The organism is Bacillus sp. RC240, assembly GCF_044907945.1.
Lineage (GTDB): Bacteria > Bacillota > Bacilli > Bacillales > Bacillaceae_G > Bacillus_A > Bacillus_A mycoides.
In genome coordinates this window covers 1-20,236 of record NZ_JBIYCT010000001.1, presented here as the reverse complement: position 1 = coordinate 20,236, position 20,236 = coordinate 1, and the positions used below count along the sequence as shown (strand labels likewise).

The following is a 20,236-nucleotide window of genomic DNA, read 5'->3' as shown; positions in this document are numbered from 1 at the left end:
CGCCATTTTTATCAAAGTACATTTATTAATTAGAGAACTGTTTTAACCATTGATTTACTACATCAAAATTCACTTGAACATCCGTGATAAACTCTGAATTTATCATTTTTTCAAGATTATTTAAATCTTCCCTATCAATCAGATTTAAATTATACGTTTCGCCCATCCCCTTAGCTCTTTCATCTATGGAGATAATTATTGCACGTTTTTTATGACGCATAGCAAATATGCCGCCATGTAAACGTGTTCCAATATAATCGACGGCTGTATTTAGGATTTTTTCATACGCCTCTATAGTAGGAGGTATAATTTTTATGTCCTGTATACCCTCTAAAGTTTTTAAATATTCAAAATCATCAGCGTCTTGTATCCAAAAATAGACATTTTCATAACTTTTGTTAAGTGTATCTATCAATAATTGATCTTTTTCACGATTTTTAGAATGATGGGTTAGTGTAAAAACAACCGATTCCGATTTTCCACTTGGAATTCCCCTACAAAAATCATGCGTAAAAGACCACAAAGTTGCACAACCAGTATTTAGAGCTTTAAAGCCCATTTCTTCTAAAATTTTTTTTGTTCTTTCATCTCTAACGCTATGTATATATTCATGTGATAAAACTTTTCTATATAACATTTTTGTATAGGGATTTATTTTATTCCCTTTTCCTGCACCAACTCCAACCAGAACACTCCCCTTTAAAGGACCATAATTAAATATATTAATATTCCACTGCGGAAAGTGCGTAAACATATCCATTGCTAGCAAATTCGAACCACCTACAAACTTATATTTCGCATCACTATAAATCTTTACCCTATTTGATTTTCTCGCTACTTGGTACCAATGAAAAGGTGAAACATGAGTAGGTAATGTTAAAACATATGCATTTTTAGTTATATCAGAAAGATGATGCTTTACACACTTCATTATTATATCGTCACCCTTGTTAAGAGAACCTACCGATGTATCTAATACTAAAACATTCTCCATAAAAATAATTCCCCCAAGTATCTTTTATAAATAGTAAAAGATTTTTTAGTTTTATAACTTAATCTATTCTAATTCAATTAACCTATATATCTTTTCCACTTCTATTTCATTACCATAATTTTTTTGGCTTACATTATTAACAATTTCACTTCTGAATTCAACATCATCAATCATTTTTTTTATTCCTTCGACAATTCCCTTTATACCCATTGGACAAATATATCCATCTACCCCGTTCTCCAGCTGACTTTTGGCAGTTGAAAAATTAGTTATTAATACTGGTTTCTTAAGAATTTGCGCTTCCCGAACTGTTACTGCCTTCCCTTCGTATCTAGAAGGTTGTACATAAATATCACATGCTTTTATGTACGGGTACGGATTAATCTTCTTACCTAGTAAAACAAATTCATCTTGAAGTCCTAATTTATCTATCAACAATTTAAGTTCCGCTTCTTGAGGCCCATATCCAACTATGTACCACTCGATATCATACCCTTGATCTAATAGTTTTCTAAGCGCATATATAGCGTCATCAATTCCCTTAGCATGAGAAAGTCTAGCAACAGTAACTAACTTGATTCGCTCTCTATTTATTGGTATTTCCTGAGTAATATCTCCTTCATTAGATTGTTCGCGAACAAATTCAGAATCTATTATATTTTCTATCACTTGCACCTTTTTATTAATATAAGGCAGACTATTCAGGAATGTATCTCTACAACTTTCGGAAACCGCCACAATATCATCCATTTTCCTCCACATTTTACATTCCATTTCTTTGTTAAGTTGTATGTTCGAATAATCAGTATGAATCCACCCAATTTTTCTTTTCGCTCGAACTTTATCCCCTATAAAATAATGCGGCCATAAAAAACTTATCGCAACATCGTACTCTTCTCTCAACTTTGGAAGAAATGGAAGAGATATTCTCCATCCATATTGAATGACGAAGTATCCAGGTTCTTTACTATTTACATATCGCCCATGCATAACGCCCATAATTCTCCCTACTATCCTAGTAATCCCAATTGAGTAATGCCCTTCTTGTAATATCTGCTTAATTGATTTTCTAAAAGTAGTATATTGTTGCAATTCCTCTAATAAATTCGGCTCTTTAGGTAGTAAAGAGAAAAATCCACCTTCATGTTTAAATAACATTAAATCTATATCATACTTACTGTAATCAATTGTATTTAATAAACCAATCAAACTTCTTTCTACTCCACCAATTTCCATATCAAAAGATGTAATTAATATTCTTTTCTTTTTCATTATAGGATACCTCACAAAATCTATTATTGATTTCTCTTCCTCATTTTATATTTGTATTTTGCTGTTACGCTCAACAAATCTCCTTATACATCAGACATATAAAATGAAAATAAATTAGATTATCCTATTTCTTCCTTGCGCACAATTCCATATAACGATAGCCACTCGTAAATGTTATCGTTAATATCAAAGCCTAATTTCGATATATTGTTAATTATGAATTCCCTGTCAGGTCTTTCTTTTAACAAGGCTTTATAAATTTCTTTACACCATATTTCAATTTCTTCATCTAAGTCAACAAATGACATTATCCCTAACCCCATATCAGTATTATTAGGTAGCGTATCTGCTACAACACATGGTACACCTGCAGATTGCGCTTCTAAAGTTACAATACCAAACCCCTCAAACAAAGAAGGAAAAATAAAAACATCAAAACTCTTCATGAGTCGTGGAATATCCTTCCTAACCCCCAAAAATCTAATATTTTCAAAAATCCCTAATTGCTTTGCTTTTAATTCAATAGAAATCCTTAACGGGCCATCTCCTACTAAAATAGCAACAAAATTTGAATCTCGTTTTAAAATTTGCTTTAAAACTTTTAGGATAAAAATATGATTCTTTGACTCTGAAAAACTTCCTATATGTCCTATTAATTTTGTTGCATTCGGTATATTAAGTTCCCTTCTTACGCTGACACTACTCCCAGCGTCTATATCAGTAAATTGATTAATATCTATACCGTTTTTAATTAGTTCTATCCTCTCACTATGAAGCATCCTTTCGCCAAATAAAAAACGTGCTGCTTCAACGCTGCACGCACAATAATTAGTTCCAGCATATTTAATAATAGATTGCAAAACCTTTAGGATAACTCTTGCTTTTATTCCAGAGTCTTGTGGCCAATTATTACTATGCGAATGACAAATCCTCTTTTTTATACCAGCTATTTTTGCCGCTACAGCAACGAAACCACCTTGATAATCCGTATGTGCATGTACAACTTCATATTGATTATCCGACATAATTTTCACAAGTTCTTTAACATAGGAAAAAGGTCCTATTTGTCCTAAACTAGGTACCTTATATATTCTTCCACCTAACGCCATTATTTCATCTTCATAATCATTTTTCTCATTTCGATGAGATACAAAATCAAACTGAAGCTGCCTCTTATCTATTTTCCTATATATATTCATTAGTAACGTTTCAGCTCCCCCGCGATTCAGAGCGCTGACAATGTGTAAAACCTTCTTTTTATTTTTAGGTCTAAGCTTAGAATCTATCCCCATTTAACAATCCTCTCCCAGCATCTTGCACTTTATTATCAAAGTAGGTTACTCTTATAGATAATTCCCAGAGTAATTACATGTTCATATACAAAATAAATAAAATAGCACACTAGAACTGCATAATAAATCAACTTTTGATCTTTATCTGTAAATGACTTCACAACCCAAGAAATTAATATTAACTGATACAATCCAAAATATATGGAGAATCTAGCAAATATCCAATTTTGTGTTGAAATAATCATAAAAACAAGACCTAATATAGACATATTTACAATATAATCACTTTCAGGGAATAACGCCCTCATTTTATCTTTCCCAAGGTAAGCCAGTATAATTGGCACTATACTCACAGCAACCCTAAGTATATTGGCACCACCTTCATGAAATTCCTTATATTGACCATATTGAGTATTTCCAATTGCCGAAAATAAAACTTCCGAAAACTGATTAAAACCTATAACTACACATACTGCTAAAAAAAGAAGCAAATATGTCGTTCCTGACCAGGCTTTTTTTCTTACAAAAAAGTAGATTGGCATAAGAACTAATGCACTTGCATGAAATGTTGATGCGCATAATACAATTGCCATATATTTTTTCCATTTTCCTTCAAAAATATATTTTGTGGCAGCAAAAATAATTGCAGCGGCTAAATATTGCCTAATCCCATTCATTGATGTTAAATACATACCCGACGTAATATAAACATATAAACTCAATTCAATTAGTCTTGAATATTTATATAGTGTTGCTACAATGAGTACATTTGTTATCAATGCTGTAGTAAAAACCATTACTTGAGGATCATCCGCATATTTTTTCAAAACCATTTGAAAAATATTAAAGCCCATGTCTTTGTTAGTTTGAACATACTCCCAATTAAACTCCGTTATTTTATATGCATGCATATAAAAATAAGTATCCCCAATATTATTCCGAAGTCCCGCTACCAATACAAGTGATAGAGCCGCCATTAAAACCAATAATCTATTTGGCTTTATCAATGTAAAATTATTAGTTACAGGTATAGCAAAATACCTTGCAAAAAATGCGAGTATGAATACGATAAAAAGATTCATCCAAAGTATAGTCATTATTATGTCCTCTCATTTACTTACTAAGTAAATCCCTATATATTTACTTCCATTCTTGTTTTCATTGTAATGTAACTATAAAGAATAACTCCAAATGGCAATGCGCAAATCGTAAGACCTTTGCATGGCGACTCTTGCATAAATCTTTTATTTTTCGCTATAAAACTACTAGATACATAATGTACAGCTTGCCTATACTTGAATACTCGATTAGTAAATGGTAATTTCATAAGTTCCTTACGATAAAAAGCAAAACCTCTTGGATTTTTACGATATTGATTTAGCATATTCATTGATGAACCGTCAGGCATGTATTCAACATAGCAAAGAGGTTCGTTCATCAGTAACATCTCATACTGCTGATCTAACATATAATATTTATATGCTAACCCAACATATTTTTCATTTTTAAAAATTGGGTATGGATATTTCTTAGTCAATTCTGTGCGATAGACCAATTTTTTATCACCTGTGACACCATGTTTGTTGTAAAGATTAAACAACGTGGAATATTTAAGGTTTTCTGGTAACTTTGAGCCAATTATTTGCCCATTTGTATACAAATCCAATCCAATTATCCCACTAACTTCATCATTCCCATATCTACTCCAAAAAGAAAGGATTTTTTCTACAGCATCGTCTGGCATATAATCATCAGAATCAATACAAATATTTAACTCCGTATCAATCATTTCGTATGCTGTATTGTGAGCACCATGCATCCCTTGATTTTGTTGCCAATGATACATAATTTTTATATATTTTTCAGCAATCCAGCTATCCACCAATTCTTTTGTGTTATCACTAGATCCATCATCTATTATTAACCAAATAAAATTCTTACATGTTTGACGTTTTAAACTCTCATAACAATTTGTAAGACAATATGCTCTATTATAAGTAGGGGTGAAAATCGTTAAATTCTCCAAATTACTCACCTCGAAAGTACGGAATAATAGTCGTGAGTTAATTCTGCCGTATGTTTTATATCGTAGCCTTTCTCCAAAAATACTTGAGCTGGTATTTCCCTCGGAAAATTACTAATTTCTATATTTTTCATTTTTTCTATCCAAGCCATTTTATCTGCTAGAGGAACATGTTCAACTAGATTCATTCCCAAATCCACTTCTTTCGTAATAGCATCCGATATAATACAAGGCAAACCAACTCCTTGCGCCTCTATGAGAGTAAGTGGCAATCCCTCATGTATGGATGGAAAAACAAATACATCAAATGCTTGAAGTATCCTTTCTATATCAGCTCGTATCCCAAGAAACCTTATATGCTTCTCCAAATTTAATTCCCTCACTTGATTTTCAATTTCCATACGAAGTGGCCCTTCGCCAGCTAATAAAAGAATTGAATTCGGCCTAAATCGAGTTAACTGCGCAAATACTTCTATAAGGTAAGCATGATTTTTTTGATGAGCAAATCTTCCAACATGGCCAATAACAAGAGCGTCTTGCTCAAGCTGTAATTCTTCTCTTACATGTTTTCTCATTTCTGGAATGAACAAAAATCTATCACAATCAATTCCATTTTTTAAGATTCTAGCTGTATCAGCTTTATCTGCAAATAACCATCTCGCAGCTGCATTTGAGCATGCTAACAAATGCGTTGCACATGTACCTATAGATTTTCCTGCATACCATTTATAGATTTTTGCAGTAGCACCACCTTCACTACTAGTATTGTGACTATGTGCAATCCTAACTGGCACCCTTGCTTTTTTAGCTGAACGAAGTACCAATCCACTCATTTTATCCATATGTGAATGAACGATTTTATATTGCGGATGAGAGCTAAAGAAGGTATTTAATGCCTTTATATAGCCTCTATGACCAACATCCGTAACATATGGAATTCTATGAACTTTTCCGCCCAACTTTACTATTTCTTCATCAAACACTCCTTCTTTACATGTTAAAAAATCAAATTGAACTTTGGAACGATCTATATTGCGATATAAATTCATAATTAAAGTTTCCGCTCCGCCTCTATTCATATTTACGACTACATGTAATACTCTTAATGGAGTGCCCAATTTAAATCCTCCATTTCCCCCATAAATGTTGTATAAATTTCTTTTTTCTCTTTTAACACTTCATTTACTGAATATTGATTTTTAATAATAGTACATCCATACTGCCCCATCTGAGCTAATACTTTAGGATTTATAGAAATACCCTTTATCCTGTCAGCCATTGCTTTTATATCATCACGATCTACAATCCAACCATTTTTATTGTTAATAATCAATTCCCTATGTCCCCGGTTATCAGTAGCTACAACCGGAAGTCCACAAGCCATGGCTTCCATAATATTAACTGGCAAACCTTCCCTGTAACTAGATGCAACCGCAAGATCACTCATCTGTAGTAAGGAAGCTATATCATTTCTGTAACCGAGAAAATGAACCATGTTAGTCACTCCTAGTTGAGTAGCTATTTTTTTGCACTCTTCCATTAACGGTCCTTCGCCAGCAAGCAAAAGCTTCGCATGTGGCATTTCATTTTTCAATTGTGCTAATACATGGATTAAAAAGCTTTGATTTTTATTCTTATTAAATTCAGCAGCAGAAAACATTAAAAAATCTTGTGGATTATAGCCAAATTGTAGTTTTAATTCTTGCTTTTCAGTTTCAGTTACAGGGGCAAATCGCTTTATATCTACCCCTACACCATGAACGAATTTAATATCTTTCGCTTGAAAACGATGTTTAACTGCTAAATTGTAATCTTCTTGATTAATTGTTATAAGACAATCCGTATTAGTTGCTAAACTTCTTTCAATTGGATAATATAGAAGCCAATTTATGAATGGTGCTCCTTTACAAAAATGAAATCCATGTGCTGTATATACGACTTTCGTTCCTTGCCGCCTGGCTTTCTGAGCAGCTAAACGAGCAATTACTCCTCCCATAGGCGTATGACAATGAATGATATGATATTTATTTTGACCAATAATTGATTTTAGTTTTTTATATGCGTGGAGGTTTTGTATACTAAGAGGTGACCTTTGAATAGGAATATTATATTTTCGAGTTACGTACGGAAGATGTATATTCCCATTCGCTGCAACATGTACTTCCCATCCTTGTTCTGAAAACCATTTCAAATACGGTAAATGAAAAGCCTTAAAATGATAATCTACAGTTGCACAAAGCAGAACTTTTTTAGACACCATCCCACGCACCCGTCTTATATAAATTTTTTCTATTAACCTGATACAGGTATTAACAGTTTTAAAGTTTTACGCTGATTTACTAACTTTAACAATCGTTTTCTTAATTCTACTTCGTTTAAATCTGTATAACTTGAAATAAACTCTTCAATTTCTTCTATACGAACATTCATTTCTTGTCCTACGTAAATCCTCGGATGAATTTGCTTTTCATTCATTTCATCTTCTTTTAGTAATTCTTCAAAAAGTTTCTCCCCTGGGCGTATACCAGTAAATTCTATTCCTATTTCATCCACAGAATTTCCTGATAATCGAATAAGATTTTTGGCAAGGTCGACTATTTTCACTGGTTCTCCCATGTCCAATACAAAAATCTCTCCACCTTTAGCTAAAGCACCAGCTTGCACTACGAGTCTTGATGCTTCCGGGATTGTCATAAAATACCGAACCATATCAGGATGAGTAACTGTAACTGGTCCACCATTTTGAATTTGCTTCTTAAATAAAGGTATAACACTCCCTCTACTTCCTAAGACATTCCCAAAGCGTACAGTAACAAACTTTGTATGACTTATTTTATCTTTATGTTGAATTACCATCTCAGCTAATTTCTTTGTTGCTCCCATAACACTCGTCGGGTTCACAGCTTTATCAGAGGAAATCATAACAAACGTTCCTACTCCATGTGCTCTCGCTGCCTCTGATACATTCATAGTTCCAATCAAATTATTTTTAACAGCCTCTTCAGGATTATTCTCCATTAGTGGTACATGTTTATGTGCAGCTGCATGATATACAACATTTGGAAGATGTTTATTCATTATTAAATTCATCTTTTTTTCATCTTGTATATCTGCGATTTCAGGAATAAACGTGCCTTTCATACCTCCATATTTTCTGTTTAATTCCATTTCTATAGAATAAATACTGTTCTCCCCATGCCCTAGTAAAATCAACCTTTTCGGCCTAAATTTTGCAATTTGTCTACAAATTTCCGAACCAATTGAACCTCCTGCACCAGTAACTAAAATAACTTTGTTAGTTATATAATCTGAAATAACATCCACATCAAGCTCTACAAGATCGCGCCCTAATAAATCTTCTACTTGAACATCTCTGAATTCGTTCACCGATACTTTACCCGTTACTAAGTCTTCTAACATCGGAAGAATTTGAGTTTTCACTTCTGTTTTTAAACATCTTTTCAAAATAACATTTTGCTCTCTTTTGTTTAATGAAGGAATTGCCAAAATTATTATTTCAATATTCAGTTTTTTAACAACGTACTCAATTTGATTCTTACCACCAATTACTGGAATACCCCAAATATCAAGGTTATGTTTTTTTACATTATCATCAATAAATGCGACTGGCATTAATTCGGCAGCACTATTCTTTAACAACTGCCTTGCAACCATTGTCCCAGCAGATCCCGCACCAACAATTAACGTTCTTTTTCTATCACCCTTTTTTACATAATAAATATCTCTGTACATTCTCCATATAAAACGTGAACCACCAATTAATAAAATATGAATCATCCAAGTTACAACTAACAGCCGAAAATACATTTTTTGCATGATTAGTTGCTGCACAACTGCTGTAGCAATTATAGAAAATGTAACAACTTTGCATATAATGAGTAATTCTCCTATACTTGCATATTCCCAAGCTTTATTATACAACTTATATATTAAAGCAAATAAATGATGACTGACTAATAGAGTGATAGAGCTAATAATTGATGATAAAGTGATAACACTAAAGCTAGCATTTACAAAGAAATAACTAAAGAAAATAGCACTTAACACAATCATTGAATCCATTAAAAGCAATAACGATATCCTCCGCCGATACGTCATGTAACTTCCTCCTTTAATCAATTCCATACTTAACTCTTTCAAATTTAAAGTTTCTAACTATATTCTCTTTATTAAAAGCACATAGTTAGAAACTTTAATAAAACATGGGCATCTAACCCGGCCTCACATTACACTCTTGATGACTCGCATCTAAGGTTGTTTTCACAACCCACAGCATAATCGAGTGCCTCCGTTGATAGCGGTAAGGAGACATCACCACATCGTAGCTCTTTAAAAAATTCTTTATAAAAAACATCTTAATATTGGGATATTAAATTATTTTTTTAAAAGTCCATTTATGTTATTTATACTTTTCCATTCAAAATCGCACCTAATATCCTACTTTTCGTAAAACTTAACGCCCTTTTCGTTTCAAGCGCATCTTCATTCACAGTATGATTATAACGTATCACCAATAATACACCTTCACACTTATCAGCCAATACACTTGTATCTGTTACTTCTAGTACAGGAGAAGAATCAAATAATATAATATCATATCGTTCCATTGCCTTTTGAACTAACATATCCATTGCACTCGAACTAAGTACTTCGGATGGATTGACTGGTACCGGTCCGCTAGTTAATACATCCAGACTTTCCATCTCTGTTTTTTTCACGGCGCCCTCTAAAGTTGTTTTTCCGTTCAATATATCAATTAATCCAATTGTATTTTCTACTCCAAACATTTCATGAATCGTTGGTGTTCGTAAATTTGCATCTATTACCAATACTTTTTCACCTTTTTGTGCTATTGAGACTGCTAAATTAACTGTAATCGTTGATTTTCCTTCACCATACCTCGGAGAAGTAATAACTATAGTTCTGCTTTTATGAATAGATGAAGATAATTGAAGGTTTGTTCGAAGCGAACGATACTGCTCCGAAATTTTCGATCTTGGAGCGGTATGTACAATTATACTTTCTCCTTTAACTTTATTTGTTTTTCGTCTATTTTTGTAAGCCACTCCGTTCCCTCCCCCAATAATACCGTATTTTTTTTACTGAATTTGTCTTTCACATTTTTTCTATTCATTTTAGATATTCCGCCCAAAACAGGGACATCTAACAATTGTTCAATTCGCCGTTCCGATTTGATTCTCTCATCAAGTGAATCCAATAAAAAAATGAATCCAATACTGAGCACCATACCTATAGAGAATGCAATTAGTATCGTCTTAAAGTGATTTATATTTATAGGCATAGAATTTTTTTGAACTGGGTCTTCTGGTAATATACTCACATTATTAAAATTCAGTATATTCGCTACTTCTTTCTTATAAACAACGGCTGTAGTATTTGCAATTTTATGAGCAAGCACAGGATCTATATCCACTACATTTATTCTCATAATCTGGGACCCTTGCACACTTTCTGTACTTATTTGTCCACTTAATGCACCTGCAGATCTGTTAATATTCAATTCAGCAGCCACTTTTTCTAATATTACAGGCTCATTTACCATCGCTTTCAATGTATTCATCGTTTCAGCATTAGCTTGAACAATAACTCTTGCTGAAGAGGCATATAATGGTGTTTTTACATATATAGTATACATCGCTCCTGCTACTGTTGTGAGAGTTGTAAATAATAGAATGATCCAAATTCTTTTCCGTATAATAGTAAATAGATTTTTCAAATTTATTTCCTTATCCATAACTTCCCTCCTCATTTAAAACCAATGAGCTTCAACTTGAAATTGACATCGAAAACTTAAGAAAAAAACAATATTTTCATTCTTTTTAATATACAAACATTTCTAGTTAATGCCATTTTAGTTCTTTATACAGAACGAGTCAACACAAATTATTTTCACTAAATTACTTCCTGATGACACTAAAAAAAATGCGACAATATTCGTGTTTTTTCACTGTAGATAAATGACGAAAAAGCCCTAATACCGTAGTATTAGGGCTTTTTTCTCTCTTAATATAGAGACATATATTGGTCGCGTTCCCATTGGTGAACTTGCGTGCGGAAAATATCCCACTCAATTTCTTTTGCTTCAATGAAGTGCTCAAGTAAATGATCACCTAATGCGCCACATACGATTTCATTAGATTGTAAAGTAACTAACGCTTGCGCTAATGTTGCTGGTAAGTCAACGATACCTGCTTCTTCACGCTCTTCTTTTGTCATTACGTAGATGTTACGGTCTACTGCAGCTGGTGGAGTTAATTTATTTTTAATTCCATCAAGACCTGCTGCTAATAATGTAGCCATTACTAAATACGGGTTCGCAGCTGGGTCAACACTACGTACTTCTACGCGTGTACTAATACCACGAGATGCAGGAATACGCACTAATGGACTACGGTTTTGTGCAGACCATGCTACGTAACATGGAGCTTCATATCCAGGTACTAAACGCTTGTAAGAGTTTACAGTTGGGTTTGCTACCGCTGTAAATGCTGGCGCATGTTTTAAAATACCTGCGATGAAGTGACGAGCATCATCACTTAATTGTAAATCACCGTTTTGATCGAAGAATACGTTCTCACCATTTTTAAATAGTGATAAGTTACAGTGCATACCTGAACCGTTCACACCGTATAATGGTTTCGGCATAAATGTTGCGTGTAAACCATGTTTACGAGCAATCGTTCTTACAACAAGCTTGAATGTTTGAATGTCATCACATGAGCGAATTGCATTTGCATATTTAAAGTCAATTTCATGTTGACCTGGCGCAACCTCATGGTGAGATGCTTCAATTTCAAAGCCCATTTCTTCAAGTTCAAGAACGATATCACGACGACAGTTTTCCCCTAGATCCATCGGCGCAAGGTCGAAGTATCCACCGTTATCGTTCAATTCCAGTGTTGGATTTCCTTTTTCATCAACTTTAAATAGGAAGAATTCTGGCTCTGGTCCAAGATTGAAATCTGAGAATCCTAATGCTTCCATTTCTTTTAACACACGTTTTAAGTTGTTACGTGGGTCGCCATCAAATGGAGTACCATCAGCATTGTAAATATCACAGATTAAACGAGCTACTTTACCTTTTTCAGCTGTCCAAGGGAAAATTACCCAAGTATCTAAATCCGGATATAAATACATATCAGATTCTTCAATACGTACGAAACCTTCAATAGAAGATCCATCAAACATCATTTTGTTATCAAGAGCTTTTGTTAATTGGCTCACTGGAATTTCTACGTTTTTAATTACCCCTAAAAGGTCCGTAAATTGCAGACGGATATACTTTACATTCTCTTCTTTCGCCAAACGGAAAATATCTTCTTTTGTGTACCTAGCCATTATAAATTCCTCCTTAGTCCCTCTAAACACCTTCAGAATCAGTTATCTTTAGTGAAAAAACCTTGAAATGTCACCTTGTCGCAATGAGGTCCGATTAAATCTACCTGTATGTTGTAGTTCATCTCGAAGAATTTTGCGAAGCTCGGATTTTGAAATTTCTTTCGTTTCTTCTTTTACTTTCACTGCTTCTGTTTGATTTTCTTTCATTTGCAATACTTGTTTAATTCCGGCCATATTTAAGCCTTGATCTAACAAATCTTTAATTTCCAACAATTTATCTACATCGTTAAATGAAAATAATCTACGATTCCCTTTTGTACGGGTTGGAAAAATAAGATTATGCTCTTCATAGTAGCGAATTTGACGTGCAGATAATTGTGTTAAATCCATTACAATACCAATTGGAAACAGCGGAGCAGAACGTCTATCTTCTTTCATTGTTTCAGTTCCTCCTTCGCCTTAACTGTTTCTCATTTTATACCATGTTATGTTTAGTGTCAATAGATGTTAGCTTTTCTTACATGATTTTTTTGTGAATTTTTTCATTTTTTTCTAATGGCACAAATCATTACTTTCACACGAAAAAAGCTGCCGAAATCGACAGCTTTCCTTTAAGAAATTGTTAATAGTTTTTTTTCAATTAACGCATCAATCGCAGAACAAATCGCAATCTTTACATGCGAATAAGTTAATCCACCTTGCACGTAAGCAACATAAGGCGGACGAATCGGACCATCAGCCGACAGCTCAATACTTGCACCTTGAATAAACGTCCCCGCAGCCATAATTACATCATCTTCATAACCCGGCATATAGTTTGCATATGGAGTGAAATGAGAATTAATTGGAGATGCATATTGAATCGCTTGACAGAACGCAATCATACGATCTTTATCATCAAATTGAACAGACTGAATTAAATCTGTTCTTGGTGCATTCCAAGCTGGTGATGTATTCATCCCTAACTTTTCTAAAAATGCAGCTGTAAAAATCGCACCTTTTAGCGCTTGTCCCGCTACATGCGGCGCTAAGAAGAAACCTTGATACATTTCTTGCAAACTGTATAAAGATGCCCCTGCTTCCGCACCGATTCCTGGAGATGTTAGACGATATGCACACGCTTCAACATACTGCTCTTTACCAACAATGTAACCACCAGTTTTAACAATTCCACCGCCAGGATTCTTAATAAGAGAACCTGCCATTAAGTCCGCACCAACATGACATGGCTCTTCTTCTTCAATAAATTCGCCATAGCAGTTATCTACAAATACAACAACATCAGGTTTAATCTCTTTCACAAACGCAATCATCTCTTTAATTTGTGAAACAGTAAACGACGGACGAGTAGCATATCCTTTTGAACGCTGAATACCAATCATCTTCGTATTACTATGGATCGCAGCTGCAACATATTCAAAGTCCACAAATCCCTCTTCAGTTAACGGAACTGCGTTATAACCAATATTATATTCTTTAAATGAGCCTACACCTTTTCCGCGTACACCAACGATTTCTTCTAACGTATCATATGGTTTTCCTGTTATGTATAGCAGTTCATCTCCTGGACGTAAAATACCGAATAGAGCTGTCGAAATTGCGTGAGTACCTGAAATAATTTGCGGACGAACAAGACCCGCTTCTGCCCCAAATACATCAGCATACACTTTTTCTAACGTGTCACGACCAATATCATCATAACCATAACCTGTCGTCGGAATAAAATGCGAATCGCTAATTTTGTGTTTACGAAAACTTTCTAATACACGAAATTGGTTACTCTCAATCACTTCATCCACATATTTATGTACTTCTATAATTTGACTTTCTACTTCTTTTACGATTGGAGCAATTTTTTCTCCATTTTTCAAACGATCAAACATTATTTTCTCCTTCTTCCACTAAAAATCTCTTTAATTGCCCCTTAAGCGATGAATGAGCAAATATATACCCTGTACAATCATATACAAATTTATCTTCTAGAAACTCCATTTTAGTTAATATTGTTTCTGTCTTTAAAAGCGTTAATAACCTACCTTCACTCGGAGGGATTTCCACTTTATAATCATCCATTTCTTCCTTCATCTTCGTTTCTAGCGCTTCTTTTATACGCAATAAATCACTTTCTTCAAAAGCACTAGTCATTAAGAAATCACTTTTCGGAAATGGAATGAAGTTTTGATGCAATTTATCTTTTTTATTATATAACGTAATAATAGGAATACGATTAATTTCAAGGTCCGACAATAATTGTTTTACTGTCTGCTCATGCCCTACATAATTAGGATCTGCAGAATCAACAACATGTAAAATAACATCTGCTTCCCCAGCTTCTTCTAACGTAGATCGAAAAGCAGCAATTAGTGACGTAGGTAAATCTTGTATAAAACCAACCGTATCAGTCAAAAGCACTGTATAACCAGAAGGTAACGGCATCTTTCTTGTCGTCGGATCTAGCGTTGCAAACAATAAGTTTTCTTCAAACGTATCAGCTTCCGTTAATCTATTAAACAACGTAGATTTCCCTGCATTTGTATACCCAATTAACGCAACTTGAAACACTTTATTATCTTTTCTTCTCTCACGATATCTCTTTCGATGCTCCACAACAACCGCAAGTTGTCTCTTTATTTCATCAATACGAGATCGAATATGACGACGATCTGTCTCAAGCTTCGTCTCTCCTGGTCCCCTTGTACCAATTCCACCACCAAGACGCGATAAAGCAAGACCTTGTCCCATAAGGCGCGGCATTGTATATTGCAATTGAGCTAATTCTACTTGAAGCTTACCCTCTCTCGATTTCGCACGTTGCGCAAAAATATCTAGTATTAACTGCGTTCGGTCAATCACTCTCGCATCTAATACTGAAGATAAATTCCGAATTTGACTTGGTGTTAACTCATTATTAAAAACAATAACAGCTGGTTCTAATTCTTCCGTCAACGCTGCAAGCTCTTCTAGTTTACCTTTTCCTATATAAGTCGCCGGATGAAACTTCGGGCGCTTTTGCGTCGTTGATACTAACACTTCCGCTCGCGCAGTTTTCGCTAGCGATGCAAGCTCTTTCATGGAATGCATAAATTTTTCATCATCATCTTGTGGCAATTGACAGCCAACTAATATGATTTTTTCTTTTTCTTCCATCAAATATGTTCACTCATCCTTTTCGAAATTTAAACCTTCTAATATAATAGCAGAGGAAGCACATTTCATCTAGTTAGCGGGGGAGAAAATTCATGGCATGGGAGATTTTTAGCATCATAGGCACAATCGCTTTCGCACTAAGCGGAGCCATTGTTGCAATGGAAGAGGATTATGATATTTTCGGGGTATATATTTTAGGAATGGCAACCGCATTTGGGGGAGGTGCCCTTCGTAATTTATTAATCGGTTATCCAATCGTCGCGTTTTGGCAACAAGACATGTTATTCCAAATCGCACTATTATCAATGACGATTATTTTTCTTTTTCCTAATAAATTAATTAAGCATTGGAAAAAGTGGGAAAACATCACAGATGCCATCGGCTTATCAGCGTTCGCCGTACAAGGAGCTCTATACGCCCAAAAATTAAATTTACCAATTAGCGCTACAATTGTAGCTGCTGTTTTAACTGGCATTGGCGGCGGTATTATTCGTGATCTTTTAGCACGTAGAAAACCTCTCGTCCTTCGAGCTGATGTATATGCGTTTTGGACGATTTTAGCCGGTTTTTTGATTGGCGCTAAAGTCATCGTTAGCGATTGGGCTCTATACACCTTATTCATTTTAATTGTTTGCTTTCGCATGGTTTCTATTCATTACAAATGGCATTTACCGCATAGACGCATCGATACAAAGGAGCGCTCAATGCATAAATAGCAATCTAACCTCTTTACATATCGTAAAGAGGTTTTTCTTTTCTAACGAGTTTTTCTTTACATAATGTTTATACTAATTTTTAAAGCGAGGTGAATGCAAATGACAAACCATGTTAATAAAGGAGCTCAAAAAAGCTCAGTAAACCAATTTGGACATGATCCAAATTCAGCGCACGAAAAGAGCGCTAAAATGGAACGTCTTCATAAAACTCACCAAGAAAAAGCAAAAAAAGAGTAAACGAACTTATGCATAAAAACAGACGCACAGTTTACGTACTGTGCGTCTCCTCTTCAAGCATTAAATCCATACTTGATATCCCAATTAAATCATATTTATCATACGTATCCTCTTGTAACAATCGCATAGCTTGTGTACGAATCGATTTTTCAACAATATTCCGTACGTATCGCCCATTACTAAACGATGTAATTTGCGACGAATACTTTACCGCATGTAAATGATCTCGAAATTTCCACTCCGCTTCTTTAGATAACTGATATTCACGCTCCTCATACATTCTCTTTCCAATTTCCAACAGCTGATTTACCGAGTAATCCGCAAATTCAATAATAAATGGAAAACGAGATTGTAACCCTGGATTTAATGAAAGAAAATGATTCATCTCTCTTGAATATCCAGCTAAAATTAATACAAAACCGTGCTGCTTATCTTCCATATGCTTCACAAGTGTATCAATAGCTTCCTTCCCAAAATCCTTCTCTCCCCCCCGCGCTAAAGAATACGCCTCATCAATAAACAAAATACCTCCCATGGCCTTTTTTATTAAATCTCTCGTCTTTTGCGCTGTATGACCGATATACTCCCCCACAAGATCAGCACGTTCTGCTTCAACTAAATGCCCCTTCGATAAAATATTCATCTCAAACAACAATTTCCCTATCATTCTAGCAACGGTTGTCTTCCCAGTACCGGGATTCCCCCTAAATAACATGTGAAGCACTTGCTTCTCAGATTTCAACCCCATCTCTTGTCTTTTTTTATTTACATAAATCCAAGCATAAATTTCTTTTATTATCTTTTTTATTTCATCCATCCCAACAAGCTTTCCCATCTCTTCTTCAATTCTCTGCAACATCTCATGTTTAGTAGTGGTTTCACTTGAAATTACCGTTTTATTTTCTGATGCCGGTAACGAAATTTTCTTTCGATGGTTTAATACAATATTAATTTGATTGTTATTTTTCTTACGCATCGATTGTTCCATACAATCACCTCATTTTATCCACTCACCAAATATTATTATTCCAGTCCCTCTTGCAAATGCCTATTTTCAGAAAAGTTTGCTATAATATAAGAAATAATCAAGGTGGTGGGACTATGGAAACAACGGAATTCCATGATACAATACAAGCCTTTTCTATTTTTTTATTGAATAAAGGCCGAAAGTCTTCAACCATTAAACGTTATGTTTATGACATTGAAGATTTTGGACATTGGTTAGAAAAAAACAAAAAGCTCCCTTCCAGTAATATATGGGCAACACTTTGTACAAAAGACTATGAAGATTACTTTTCAGACTTAAAAAAGAATCGACACTACTCTGAGAAAACAATGCATCGTGTATTTATTGTATTAAATAGAATGCACCATTTTCTTAACATTCCAAATCCATTGAATGATATGGAAATTACTATTCAACCAAACCGTGCATTGCGTAATGAAGATTTCATTTCATCCGATGAAGAAAAAAGATTAAAGCATATAGTCACTTCATTAGAAGGACTTTCAGAAAAACAACGTCCCGTTCGCCCATTATTAATGGATCGTAATATCGCCATTTTAAGTATATTAATCGACTACGGACTATCCTTACAAGAGCTTACAGCATTAACTATGCATCACGTTCATTTTGAAACTAATACACTTTCTATTCCAGCAACCGCAGGAGTAGAAAGAACAATCACATTAACAATCGAAGACAAAAAACAACTGTACACATATTATAAAAGTATTCCAGAACCAGTTCGCCCTAAATACCATAGTAATGACCCGTTGTTTGTTGCATTCGATTTTAACCGCGGAACATACAGATGGGTATATGAAAACGACGCACCAAAAGCACTAACAGAAATCGCTATTCAAAAAATGATCCGACTTGAAGTAGCAAGAGCGAATTTACGTAAAGGCATTTCTGGACAACATTTCCGGAACACATTTATTTTACGCCTAATAAAAAAACAAACCCCAGAGCCAGAGATCATAAAATTAGTTGGCTTCAAATCAAAAATTTCACTAAAACGGTATTATCAGTATGCTGAAAATAAAAAAAACGCCCTATAATAAGGCGTTTTTTTTATTTTTTTCTCGAAAGAACCCATTTCACTATGACCATTTAACTACTCTCTGCATCTACTATGATGAGTTTCGTTCACATTCTTATTAGAAAGGAGAGATTTAATGTCTCGCTTTAATGACAATCAAAATAAATACTCCAATCCATGCTTTCCAACTAGCGCTGGACGAATTCCAACTACCCCAACGATTCCAATTACTAAAGCGCAAATTAGAACATTCCGCGCAATCATTAACGATTTAATAAAAATAATCCCTAAACTTTTCGCCAATCCATCTTCCAAAAACATAGAAGATCTAATAGATACATTGCACCTACTAAGCAAATTCATCTGTTCACTAGACACTACTTCCGCTCTGAAAGCACAAGGATTAGCCATCATTAAAAACTTAATAACTATATTAAAAAATCCAACCTTCGTAGCAAGTGCTGTATTTGTTGAACTTCAAATTTTAATTAATTATTTACTTTACATTACAAAGTTATTCCGAATTGATCCTTGTACACTCCAAGAACTCCTTAAATTAATTGCAGAGTTACAAACTACTCTAGTTAATTCAGCTTCGTTCGGCAGAGGACCTACTGGACCTACTGGACCTCAAGGTAACACGGGCGCTACTGGTTCCACTGGTCCTAGAGGTAACACGGGTGCTACCGGACCTCAAGGCGTTCAAGGTAACACAGGTGCTACCGGTTCCACTGGACCTCAAGGTGCGCAAGGTAACACGGGTGCTACTGGACCTCAAGGTACGCAAGGTAACACGGGTGCTACTGGACCTCAAGGTACGCAAGGTAACACGGGTGCTACTGGACCTCAAGGTACGCAAGGTAACACAGGTGCTACTGGACCTCAAGGTACGCAAGGTAACACGGGTGCTACTGGACCTCAAGGTACGCAAGGTAACACAGGTGCTACTGGACCTCAAGGTACGCAAGGTAACACGGGCGCTACTGGTTCCACTGGTCCTAGAGGTAACACGGGTGCTACCGGACCTCAAGGCGTTCAAGGTAACACAGGTGCTACTGGTTCCACTGGACCTCAAGGTGCGCAAGGTAACACAGGTGCTACTGGACCTCAAGGTGCTCAAGGTAATACAG

The 20,236-nt window shown here is 34.9% G+C and carries 19 protein-coding genes; 4 read left to right on the top strand and 15 right to left on the bottom strand.

Annotated elements, in window-relative coordinates:
• Nucleotides 1–25: 25 nt before the first annotated feature.
• The 14 genes from ABH955_RS00095 to hflX form a co-directional block, all read right to left on the bottom strand.
• A complete protein-coding gene (locus ABH955_RS00095) occupies nucleotides 26–994 on the bottom strand; it encodes a polysaccharide pyruvyl transferase family protein (protein ID WP_404443872.1) in 969 nt (322 codons plus the stop codon).
• 63 nt (nucleotides 995–1,057) lie between these two features.
• Nucleotides 1,058–2,266, bottom strand: coding sequence for a glycosyltransferase (locus tag ABH955_RS00090; protein WP_404443869.1), 1,209 nt, complete (start codon nucleotides 2,264–2,266; stop codon nucleotides 1,058–1,060).
• 119 nt (nucleotides 2,267–2,385) lie between these two features.
• A complete protein-coding gene (locus ABH955_RS00085; RefSeq protein WP_002128602.1) occupies nucleotides 2,386–3,558 on the bottom strand; it encodes a glycosyltransferase family 1 protein in 1,173 nt (390 codons plus the stop codon).
• A gap of 35 nt (nucleotides 3,559–3,593) precedes the next feature.
• A complete protein-coding gene (locus ABH955_RS00080) occupies nucleotides 3,594–4,655 on the bottom strand; it encodes an EpsG family protein (RefSeq protein ID WP_002014464.1) in 1,062 nt (353 codons plus the stop codon).
• 35 nt (nucleotides 4,656–4,690) lie between these two features.
• Nucleotides 4,691–5,584: a glycosyltransferase family 2 protein gene (locus ABH955_RS00075; RefSeq protein ID WP_002128603.1), complete on the bottom strand. Its 894-nt coding sequence runs from the start codon at nucleotides 5,582–5,584 to the stop codon at nucleotides 4,691–4,693.
• A gap of 5 nt (nucleotides 5,585–5,589) precedes the next feature.
• Complete coding sequence (locus tag ABH955_RS00070) at nucleotides 5,590–6,699, bottom strand: glycosyltransferase family 1 protein (RefSeq protein WP_002128605.1); 1,110 nt, start codon at nucleotides 6,697–6,699, stop codon at nucleotides 5,590–5,592.
• Nucleotides 6,684–7,841: a glycosyltransferase family 4 protein gene (locus ABH955_RS00065; protein ID WP_404490788.1), complete on the bottom strand. Its 1,158-nt coding sequence runs from the start codon at nucleotides 7,839–7,841 to the stop codon at nucleotides 6,684–6,686. The genes ABH955_RS00070 and ABH955_RS00065 overlap by 16 nt, the downstream gene beginning before the upstream one ends.
• Before the next feature lie 32 nt (nucleotides 7,842–7,873).
• Nucleotides 7,874–9,700, bottom strand: a complete 1,827-nt coding sequence (locus ABH955_RS00060; RefSeq protein ID WP_404490787.1) for a polysaccharide biosynthesis protein — start codon at nucleotides 9,698–9,700, stop codon at nucleotides 7,874–7,876.
• A gap of 305 nt (nucleotides 9,701–10,005) precedes the next feature.
• On the bottom strand, nucleotides 10,006–10,668 hold the full coding sequence (locus ABH955_RS00055; RefSeq protein WP_404443856.1) for a CpsD/CapB family tyrosine-protein kinase: 663 nt from the start codon (nucleotides 10,666–10,668) through the stop codon (nucleotides 10,006–10,008).
• Nucleotides 10,617–11,357 (bottom strand): YveK family protein, encoded by a 741-nt coding sequence (locus ABH955_RS00050; protein ID WP_002128610.1) that lies wholly within the window; start codon nucleotides 11,355–11,357, stop codon nucleotides 10,617–10,619. The genes ABH955_RS00055 and ABH955_RS00050 overlap by 52 nt, the downstream gene beginning before the upstream one ends.
• A 269-nt stretch (nucleotides 11,358–11,626) precedes the next feature.
• Nucleotides 11,627–12,961 (bottom strand): type I glutamate--ammonia ligase, encoded by a 1,335-nt coding sequence (gene glnA / locus ABH955_RS00045; protein ID WP_002014472.1) that lies wholly within the window; start codon nucleotides 12,959–12,961, stop codon nucleotides 11,627–11,629.
• Nucleotides 12,962–13,009: 48 nt separating this feature from the next.
• Nucleotides 13,010–13,399: a transcriptional repressor GlnR gene (gene glnR, locus ABH955_RS00040; protein WP_002014475.1), complete on the bottom strand. Its 390-nt coding sequence runs from the start codon at nucleotides 13,397–13,399 to the stop codon at nucleotides 13,010–13,012.
• 173 nt (nucleotides 13,400–13,572) lie between these two features.
• Complete coding sequence (locus ABH955_RS00035) at nucleotides 13,573–14,844, bottom strand: methionine gamma-lyase family protein (RefSeq protein ID WP_404443851.1); 1,272 nt, start codon at nucleotides 14,842–14,844, stop codon at nucleotides 13,573–13,575.
• Nucleotides 14,837–16,108, bottom strand: coding sequence for a GTPase HflX (gene hflX / locus ABH955_RS00030; RefSeq protein ID WP_404443848.1), 1,272 nt, complete (start codon nucleotides 16,106–16,108; stop codon nucleotides 14,837–14,839). Before hflX ends, ABH955_RS00035 begins: the two co-directional genes overlap by 8 nt.
• Nucleotides 16,109–16,200: 92 nt before the next feature.
• Between hflX and ABH955_RS00025 the strand changes: the two genes are divergently transcribed.
• Complete coding sequence (locus ABH955_RS00025) at nucleotides 16,201–16,824, top strand: trimeric intracellular cation channel family protein (protein ID WP_002014478.1); 624 nt, start codon at nucleotides 16,201–16,203, stop codon at nucleotides 16,822–16,824.
• A 99-nt stretch (nucleotides 16,825–16,923) separates the two neighbouring features.
• On the top strand, nucleotides 16,924–17,061 hold the full coding sequence (locus ABH955_RS00020) for a hypothetical protein (RefSeq protein WP_002087943.1): 138 nt from the start codon (nucleotides 16,924–16,926) through the stop codon (nucleotides 17,059–17,061).
• A 31-nt stretch (nucleotides 17,062–17,092) separates the two neighbouring features.
• Here ABH955_RS00020 and spoVK read toward each other — a convergent pair whose 3' ends face one another.
• A complete protein-coding gene (spoVK, locus tag ABH955_RS00015; protein WP_002014481.1) occupies nucleotides 17,093–18,049 on the bottom strand; it encodes a stage V sporulation protein K in 957 nt (318 codons plus the stop codon).
• A gap of 113 nt (nucleotides 18,050–18,162) precedes the next feature.
• On the opposite strand from spoVK, the gene ABH955_RS00010 reads away from it, so the two are divergent.
• Both ABH955_RS00010 and ABH955_RS00005 read left to right on the top strand, forming a co-directional pair.
• A complete protein-coding gene (locus ABH955_RS00010; protein ID WP_107886477.1) occupies nucleotides 18,163–19,125 on the top strand; it encodes a tyrosine-type recombinase/integrase in 963 nt (320 codons plus the stop codon).
• Nucleotides 19,126–19,242: 117 nt separating this feature from the next.
• Nucleotides 19,243–20,236, top strand: a 994-nt coding sequence (locus ABH955_RS00005) for a collagen-like repeat preface domain-containing protein (RefSeq protein WP_404490786.1), incomplete at its 3' end; no start/stop codon positions are given.